This is a genomic window from Thermoplasma sp. (assembly GCF_023256435.1).
Classification (GTDB): domain Archaea; phylum Thermoplasmatota; class Thermoplasmata; order Thermoplasmatales; family Thermoplasmataceae; genus Thermoplasma.
Genome location: NZ_JAGDXM010000026.1, coordinates 1 through 8,430, shown reverse-complemented (window position 1 = coordinate 8,430; position 8,430 = coordinate 1). Strand labels below are relative to the sequence as shown.

General features: G+C 41.2%; 10 protein-coding genes and 1 tRNA gene. 5 read left to right on the top strand and 6 right to left on the bottom strand.

Annotated features, from left to right (window positions below):
* The 6 genes from Q0C15_RS03200 to Q0C15_RS03175 all read right to left on the bottom strand — a co-directional run.
* A partial coding sequence (locus Q0C15_RS03200; RefSeq protein ID WP_297216058.1) for a hypothetical protein occupies positions 1 to 426 on the bottom strand: 426 nt, incomplete at its 3' end.
* Positions 427 to 1,019: 593 nt separating this feature from the next.
* Positions 1,020 to 1,340, bottom strand: a complete 321-nt coding sequence (rpl12p, locus tag Q0C15_RS03195; protein ID WP_110640624.1) for a 50S ribosomal protein P1 — start codon at positions 1,338 to 1,340, stop codon at positions 1,020 to 1,022.
* 12 nt (positions 1,341 to 1,352) lie between these two features.
* The gene (locus Q0C15_RS03190) at positions 1,353 to 2,297 is read right to left on the bottom strand and encodes a 50S ribosomal protein L10 (RefSeq protein WP_297216053.1); all 945 of its coding nucleotides are present in this window, start codon (positions 2,295 to 2,297) and stop codon (positions 1,353 to 1,355) included.
* Positions 2,294 to 2,947, bottom strand: a complete 654-nt coding sequence (locus tag Q0C15_RS03185; protein ID WP_297216050.1) for a 50S ribosomal protein L1 — start codon at positions 2,945 to 2,947, stop codon at positions 2,294 to 2,296. Before Q0C15_RS03185 ends, Q0C15_RS03190 begins: the two co-directional genes overlap by 4 nt.
* 13 nt (positions 2,948 to 2,960) lie before the next feature.
* Complete coding sequence (locus Q0C15_RS03180; RefSeq protein WP_110640359.1) at positions 2,961 to 3,431, bottom strand: 50S ribosomal protein L11; 471 nt, start codon at positions 3,429 to 3,431, stop codon at positions 2,961 to 2,963.
* A gap of 127 nt (positions 3,432 to 3,558) precedes the next feature.
* Entirely contained in the window at positions 3,559 to 4,587 is a 1,029-nt protein-coding gene (locus tag Q0C15_RS03175; protein ID WP_297216045.1) for a hypothetical protein, read from the bottom strand.
* 286 nt (positions 4,588 to 4,873) lie between these two features.
* Here Q0C15_RS03175 and asd point away from each other — a divergent pair, with 286 nt between their 5' ends.
* From asd to rpl1P, 5 genes are all read left to right on the top strand, one after another.
* A complete protein-coding gene (asd, locus tag Q0C15_RS03170) occupies positions 4,874 to 5,887 on the top strand; it encodes an aspartate-semialdehyde dehydrogenase (protein WP_297216042.1) in 1,014 nt (337 codons plus the stop codon).
* A complete protein-coding gene (locus Q0C15_RS03165; protein ID WP_297216039.1) occupies positions 5,884 to 6,693 on the top strand; it encodes a hypothetical protein in 810 nt (269 codons plus the stop codon). The genes asd and Q0C15_RS03165 overlap by 4 nt, the downstream gene beginning before the upstream one ends.
* Positions 6,694 to 6,758: 65 nt before the next feature.
* Positions 6,759 to 6,830, top strand: a tRNA-Val gene (locus Q0C15_RS03160).
* Positions 6,831 to 7,463: 633 nt separating this feature from the next.
* Entirely contained in the window at positions 7,464 to 7,934 is a 471-nt protein-coding gene (locus tag Q0C15_RS03155; RefSeq protein ID WP_297216035.1) for a 50S ribosomal protein L11, read from the top strand.
* Positions 7,935 to 7,953: 19 nt separating this feature from the next.
* The coding region (gene rpl1P, locus Q0C15_RS03150; RefSeq protein ID WP_297216032.1) for a 50S ribosomal protein L1 at positions 7,954 to 8,430 on the top strand (477 nt) is incomplete at its 3' end.

Sequence of the window (8,430 nt, the reverse complement as noted above, 5' to 3'; positions counted from 1 at the left end):
AGACGGTCCGCCTGGGGGATCAGCAGCTATATTTGTTCCATTGAATACGAACGTGGCATTGCTGAAATATATGACCGAGCCAGTAGCAAATGGACTGATCACCGACAGAATTATCGTAAAATTACTATACTGCGTGTTTGTAAAGTTTATGTCAAGAACGTTGATTTCATAGATTGTTTCATTGGTGGAGTACCCTATGGTCATATTTCCCAGAATTTCCTGAGAGCTGTACTTGTTAGGATGCCATCCAAACCCCACACTACTATTCGCAGCCATATAGTTGCTTCCAGGCTGTATGTAGAATTGCGGTCCGATCTGTACCCCTGTTCCGCCGCTGAAGCCAACGACAAGAACGTCCGCAACCGCCACAGCCGGCAGTACGGTTGCAACCACTGCTACCAATACCAACATCATCTTTCTATTCATTTCCTCACATCCTATTTTAACACCTATTAAAGGCAATTAAAGTAACGATAGTGAATATTAAATCACAAGGAATTTAAGTTATGTTAGAAAATTATGTATTTTTATTACATAATATAACTTTCTATGGATCTTCTTTCAGATTCCATGTTTATAATGGCGAAAATAAATCTGATAGGGTTAGAATGCGTACCTGTAGCGGTGCATATAGACATACCTGAAAGAATGGTATAACCATCGTCTCCTTGTATGAGTAAAATTCGGGAATTCCGCTGGGCATGCCTTGTTGGACATGATCATAGAGAATCCCAAAACGTAGCATAAATGTAAGAAATATATGACATCAATGAACTGTAATTAATAATGTATCTGGTTAATTCAATAATCTTCAAAACAGAAATTGTAGAATAATCTCATATGCTATAATTTTTGTCGTCCTCCATAAGCATCAGGGAGACGAATATCGATCCCAATATCCATATCAACGCTATTATAAGCAATATAATATTGTTATATGCGATCGCTATAATAAATAGAACAATGGGGATAAAATACTTCAGCAATCCCCATGTGAGGTCGTAGTAATCCATTTAGGATCATCCGAAGAGTGCGCTCAGTCCAGACATTGCCTCTTCTTCTTCGTGTTCCTTGTCCTCTTCTTTCTTCTTTTCCTCTTTCTTCTTTGGTTCTTCCTTCTTCTTTTCTTCCGCAGCAGGAGCTGGCGCAGCAGCAACCTGGGCCACGGAGGCATTCTTCAGAACCTCATCTATGTTAACGCCCTTCAGTCCAGAAACCAGTGTTTTAAGTCTGGCCTCATCGACCTGAACGCCAACGTCTTCCAATACTTTTTTCAGCTTTTCTTCATCTACTTCCTTTCCAGCTGCATGAAGCAGCAGAGCTCCATATACATATTCCATCTTCATTACCTCCTATTGAAACAGAGCACCGAGTCCCTCGGATATGCTCTCATCAGGCGACTTTTCCTCCTTTTTCGCCTCTTCCTTATTCTCTTCAGGGGTTTCCTGTGTATTACCCTTATTCAAAACATTGTTTAAAATTATCGCATTCGCATTGGCTCTCACTAGGAAGTCCTTCACGTTGTCTTCTGTTATGAACTGTCCTGCGAGTGCAAGAGCATCAGCCTTTATCTTAGCCTCAGCTAACAGGTCTTTGAGAACCTCATTCACGAAGAACATTGAAGTCTTCGCCAATGATTTAGCTTGGGCAAATGCGCTTGCAAGGTCACCTGCGATCTTATCCGGTGTAAGGGCCAGAACATCCTTTGAATAGATCAGCCCTTCGCTGTATAGGCCGAGCAGCTGAAGTCCAACTTCCAATGGTTTGATTTCTAGCATCTCCAGTATCTTGGCCTTGTCTTTGGATATCGTTTCTCCTTTCTTGACGAACACGGTCTCCTTCTTTATAGCTATTTTGCCCTTCTCAACACCTGTCTGAAGGCCTACCTTCTGGAATTCCGTCATCATTGGTCCTGGTGGGAAACCTGTCGTCATTGGCTGAATGACTATGTCCTCTGGTGCAATCTCGCCACCGCGCGGAGCGGTCTTCTGGAAGGTAGACTCTATTATCCTGTATATCTCAGTGGGCTCCAGATCCGATGTGATTAAGGCTATCTGTCCTCCAGAATTCTCCTTAAGCTTAGCGAGATTGCTATCACCCATACTGTCAAGCGCTTTGAACAAAAGGGTCTTCTTTATGACTTTTAGGGCAATCTTTCCCCTATTCTTTCCTCTGATATCCTGTATCTGCCTTGTCCTTATACCTGCTGTATCTACCAGAGCAACGGATCTTGAATTTTTGATCCTTTGGGTGATTTCGTTAACAAGTTCCTTCTTCTGCTGACTGACTTCCTTCATTTTTCATCACCGGCCGATATTTCGACGGCATTACCCATGGTCGTCTTCACGTACACGCTGCGTATATTTGATGCACCGCGTTCAAGCTTGCCGGTTATCCTGTTCATAACTGCCATTATGTTTTCACTGATCTTGTCAGTGTCCATGGATCTTGTGCCGACTGGTACATGGAAGGTCAGGGCATTTCTGCTCCTTGCCTTCACGGTGTTCTTCAGATTCTTGATCAGAGGAGCAGGATCCTGTCCGGGCGGTATAGGCCTGGGCATCTTTCCTCTTGGGCCGAGGACCTGACCAAGGCTTTTACCTATGTTGGCCATCAGTGTTGCCTCGGCTATGAAGAAATAAGCCTGATTTACGATCTTCTTGAACGCCTTCTTGTCCTCGGCAAATTTCGATATATCCTCAGCCCCGAAGACGAAATCTGCTGAACCTCTGGCCTTTGCCTTGAGCTCATCAGAACCAAACACGGCAACCTTTACGTCCTTTCCTCGACCATTTGGAAGCAGAATTTCTTCATTAATCCTGTTTTTGGGATTACTCATGTCAACGTCTTTGAGATTTATTGCAATCTCCACGCTTTCCTCAAATTTCCTTTGTGGAGATTTTTCCTTTACCTCATTAACTGCCTTCTTCACGTCATTGATGTTCAATCATCCCACCCCTTCAAATGGATATTTCTCCGGCTTTTATCTGGCGCTGGACTTCCTTTGGGTCCTTTCCATCAACATTTATTCCCATGGAGACGCATGTCCCCAGTACTTCCAGCGTAGCAGCCTTCAGATCGCTGGCCAGCATGGAAACCATTTTAGTCTTTGCGACTTCCACTATCTGATCCAGCGTAGCATTTCCAGCCACTGCCTCCTTTCTCTTTGCAGCTCCCTTTTCAATACCAAGCTTCTTCTTCAACAGTGCAGAGGTGGGAGGAATTCCAACGGTTATTTCGTATTTCTTTGTCTCAGGATCAACGACGGTAATAGTAACAGGGACTCTCATTCCCTGGAACTCTTTCGTCTTTTCATTAATTTCTTTGACTACCTGGGCAACGTTCAATCCAAGTGGACCTAGTGCAGGTCCTATGGGTGGTCCCGTGGTGGCCTTCCCACCTTCCACCATCGTCTTCACTGACTGTGCCATTATTAAGCACCCTGAAACTCAATATAAAACTAATATAAATAACCATCTCAAATGTAGAAGATGAATCTTAAGGGTTCCGTGTATTTCAAATATATATAAAAAGATATAACCCAGCCAAACTATCAGGTCATTGCGGAGAAGCTGGTAGAAGATCATGAAGAGGTAGTACCTCAACTATGCGATTCTTATGAACTGATCTTTTTGGATTTGACCAGTATTTTCCCAGCGCTTTGAAAAAGTCTATCTGATCTTCTCTTCTTATCAGGAAGTAATTGTCAAGATGGCCTGCCCCATCGCTGTATCCCCAGTAATCAATCGGGCCCATGACACTTTTGACTATATCAAAGAAGAAATCATGGAACCAGCTGCTTTCGAGATGGAACTGCACAATCTTTGAGTTCTTGTTTGATTTATATATTTCGAACTGACCATTGAATTTTATATTGCTGTTATGAACTCTAGCTATGATCTCATTGGTGTCTGATGCAACATACTTCATTCTGAAATTCATAGTGTTCTGAAATAAACCTGCAGAATTGGTTGTAAGTTCCTCGTCTGAGAGAGTCCAGGTTGTCCTTATCACGAGCACCATGTTCGGATTTATATCCTTTCTTTCTATGGCTATTCTAAATGATGGAACAGTTAATCCATCAAGCCTTTCCAGTTTAATGATCTCGGCAGGTAATGGAGCGAGATTTACGTAGTCAAGCACCAGTTTAGTAACGGTGTCAAGTGCGTCTTCAACGAATTCGAAGGCAATTATGAGTTCATCCCTTCCTAGGCTTATGGCTGGGTACATCGCGAGGCCAGGGATCGATGCCAACCGGTTGATGGATTCATTGGAAATTTCAGATATATCTCTTATCAGAGCATTTGTATCATGCTTCATGACCTTTCCAAGGCCCATCTTCGTGTAGAATGAATTTATATAGTCAACAACAGATTCAACCTCATCAGTCTTGAGAGTCTTAAAGGCATTTATAAACATCCTCCATCTTCCATTTTCTCTTGCGAACATAGCACCGAAATTGTACCTCTTGTTCTCTTCGTTGTATCCCGGGAACATCTTGAGAAGACGTTCTGGAACGGGATTAGGTACGCTTACCCTTATGGTAGCAAGATAGTCCAGTGAAGGAGGAAAGACGTGATCATCCATCCGATCTTTATCCCGACCTGTATTAATTTAATTTCGTTCAAGCATCCTGCATGATTGCGAAATTTTTTCCTCAAACAGAGTGAGATCCGTCCGTTAATTACCAGAGGTAATTTATTATTATAAAAATTAGAAATATTTAATTCTAATACTGGAAAAAAACAAATTGGGTAATAATATGATAAACGCGCAATTTAGCGAGCAGTTTGGGATAAAACTTAAAAATGATCTATGGGAAATGCGGCGAATAGGAATTAAAATATGACTATAGGTAATATGGTGATGATCTATGGATAAGATAAGAGTTGGATTGATAGGTTCAACAGGCATTATCGGTTCGCTCATCTCTAAAATGATTGTAGATCACCCCTATTTCGAGTTATCGAATATGTATGCATCGGATAGGAGTGCAAATAGAAAATACGGAGAAGTGGCCTACGGAAATATACCGGTCAAGTACGAAGATATTCTTGTGAAAGAAAGTGATGCCGATCTCATTATAAAGGATAAAAATGACATCATATTCAGCGCCGTCAGCGATGAAAGAGCTGGTATAATAGAAAGAAGGCTTGCAGAGTCTGGGATCCCTGTTTTCACAAATGCTTCCGCAAATAGAATGGAGCCGGATGTTCCCATAATCATCCCAGAGATAAATGGCGATTTGATCAAGAGAATCAGGAGCCGAGGCTTCATCATTGCGAACGGCAATTGCAGTACCATCGGTCTCTCACTTGGCATTGATCCGATAATTCAGGAGTCTATTGAGGAAATAGACGTGACAACCCTTCAATCTGTGAGTGGTGCAGGTTATCCCGGGATGGCCTCCATAGATATGATAGACAATGTGATCCCATATATCGCGAAGGAAGAAACTAAGATAGAGAAAGAAACAGCAAAGATATTTTCAGGCAAGCTAAACGCTGGGATATATGCAACAGCTACACGTGTTCCGGTTAAAATAGGGCATCTTGAATCTATACACGTTAGATTTAGGAAAGACATAGATGCTGAAACAATTCTGGAAGAATTCAAGAACTATAGGAACGGTTCGCTGAAGACGGATCTACCTTCACTGCCCGAGAATTCTATTGTCATAGTGCAGGAAGATGACAGGCCACAACCTGCAATTGATGATATGAACGGGGGCCCAGGTCTCAAAGCAGGCATGGCAGTATCGATTGGAAGAATCAGGGTAAGAACCAGAAGTTTGGATTTTGTGCTGTTGGTTAACAATATTGTGAGAGGTGCAGCCGGTTCCACGCTACTTAATGCTGAACTTGCTCATATAGAGGGGTTGATTTGAAGGGAAAATGTGTTGTAAAGATAGGAGGATCAGTATTGAAGGATAGATCCTCCCTTGTTAGAATAGACAGCATCGCGAGACATTTTGACGAGCCTGTTATAGTTGTTAGTGCCTTTAAGGGTATCACGGATGCGCTCTATGATCTTTACGAGTGTGGCGAATGCAGGTTGAATGGTCTAAAGGATCTTATCAATATGCATTTAAGAATGATCAAGGAAGAATTCTCCTGTTCTAGCGATTTTCAGATATCCCAAGATAGCATAAAGGAAAAGGATTCATACGTCTCCTATGGAGAGAAGATCTCCGCCTACGTCATCGCTAGGTTTCTGACGCAGAACGGGCTAAAATCTATCCCCGTGTATACAGATAATTCAGGGATCATAGTAAGCGATTCCGGCGCAGATCTGGAAATAGATATACAGACATCATCCTTGTTTTTAAGGAAAATTGAAAATATGATGGACATGAAACAAATACCCATAGTGACCGGATTCTTCGGATCAGATAAGTTTGGAAAGACGCGCGTGCTTGGAAGGAACTCCAGTGATTACTCTGCGGTTGCAGTTGCCACAATTCTCGGTATAGACAGAGTGGTGCTCGTCAAGGATGTTCCAGGAATATATCTGAATATAACAGACAGAGAATCACTTGTAAGAAGAATTGATTATGAGAGGGCCCTGGAGTTGTGTGAGGCCGGAGCCAGAGTTGTGCATCCTAAAGCTTTGAAGTTAGCTAAGGAACGTAATATCAGCCTGATAATCACTTCTGGAGAGAGTATTGAATCAGGAACAGTAATAAGCGATTGAACGGGGTTATGAGGAAAAATCAAAAAAGGTTAAATTCTCATTATTCATTTCCCTTTGCCTTGTATGGGCTCGTAGTCTAGTGGTATGATGTCGCCCTGACACGGCGGAGGTCACCGGTTCGAATCCGGTCGGGCCCATTATACAGATAGATGTTTTACACATATTCTATTTAAATATTACAATAAATATGGTATAACATAGGTTTATTGGTCAAGAAATTATTTTAAAAAATTTCATACACGATAAATGTACCGTGTGAAAGAGGACACAGCATTACTTCAATACAGATTTAAATTATCTTTGCTGGCAGGAATTTTATGCAAAGGATTCCTTGTCTTTCACGCTATTATGGTGTATTCTGAGTAAATCCCAGTAAAAAGAAACATTTTCCCGTGTCCTCGATTCTTTAAAATAGATGGCCGGCAAAAAATAAGCATGCATTCCAAATCATAATTTTCTGTTGCCCATTGCATGAGCTACAAGTTATGATTCCTGTTAATCATTCTGAGACATATATTTTAAGATTGTTATCATATTGGCGTAAAATTCAAGTTACAGTTACTCCTGGCTGGTGCTCAGTGGAAACGGTTCTTATACGTTTCAAAAATCATGCCTGTAAATGAAACCTCTGAAAATACGTTATTGCTAGAATAATGTCTTATATATCGGAAATGGCTTTTATGTAAAATAGCTGACATTGAAAGTTTAATTTGAGATAACGATATATACCATAATAATATATAGAAAAAACACCGTAGAGGTAATATGTTATGGCACAATCAGTTAAAACCATGGTGGAAGGTGGCAAAGCCACTACTGGACCACCTATAGGGCCTGCACTGGGCCCACTTGGACTTAACGTAGCGCAGGTGGTTAAAGATATCAACGAGAAGACAAAAGATTTTCAAGGTATGCAGGTGCCTGTTACGATCACTGTTGTCAACCCTGAAATCAAAAAGTACGAGATTACTGTTGGAATACCCCCCACATCTGCACTTCTAAAAAAGAAGCTGGGCATTGAGAAAGGATCAGCTAAAAGGAAAGAAGCTGTTGCAGGTAATGCGACAATGGACCAGATAGTTGATGTAGCAAAAACAAAAATTGAATCAATGCTGTCCTACAATATACGAGAGGCAGTTCTTGAAGTTTTAGGAACGTGTGTTTCGCTCGGCATAAATGTTGATGGAAAAGATCCTAAAGAAGTACAGCAGCTTATAATTAAGGGAGAAATAAAACTATAAATTTTTAATGGTGATTCCAATGGAAGTCAATGATGTTAATGAGGCTATTGAATACATTAAGAAAAATTCACCCGAAAGAAAATTCGAGGAGAGTGTTGAGATAGCCATAAATCTTAAGGACGTGGATATGACCAATCCAAAAAACAGGATCAACGAAGAAATACTTCTTCCTAAGGGAAGAGGCAAGGATCTCAAGATAGCCATATTCGGTTCAAATGAAATGAATGTAAAGGCCAGAGGTACTGCTGATTATATTTTTGGGCCTGAAGACATATCAAAATTCGCTGACGACAAAAAAGCGTTCAAAAAAATTGTTAACGATGTGCATTTCTTCGTTTCAGAAGCTTCTCTCATGACTAATATAGGTAAAAGCCTGGGACAGGTTCTTGGTCCGAGGGGAAAAATGCCAAGACCAGTGCCTCCAGGACAGGATCCTACAAGTCTTATCAAGAATCTGAAAAATACAGTAAAAGCAAGGAGCAGGAATTCAGTTACA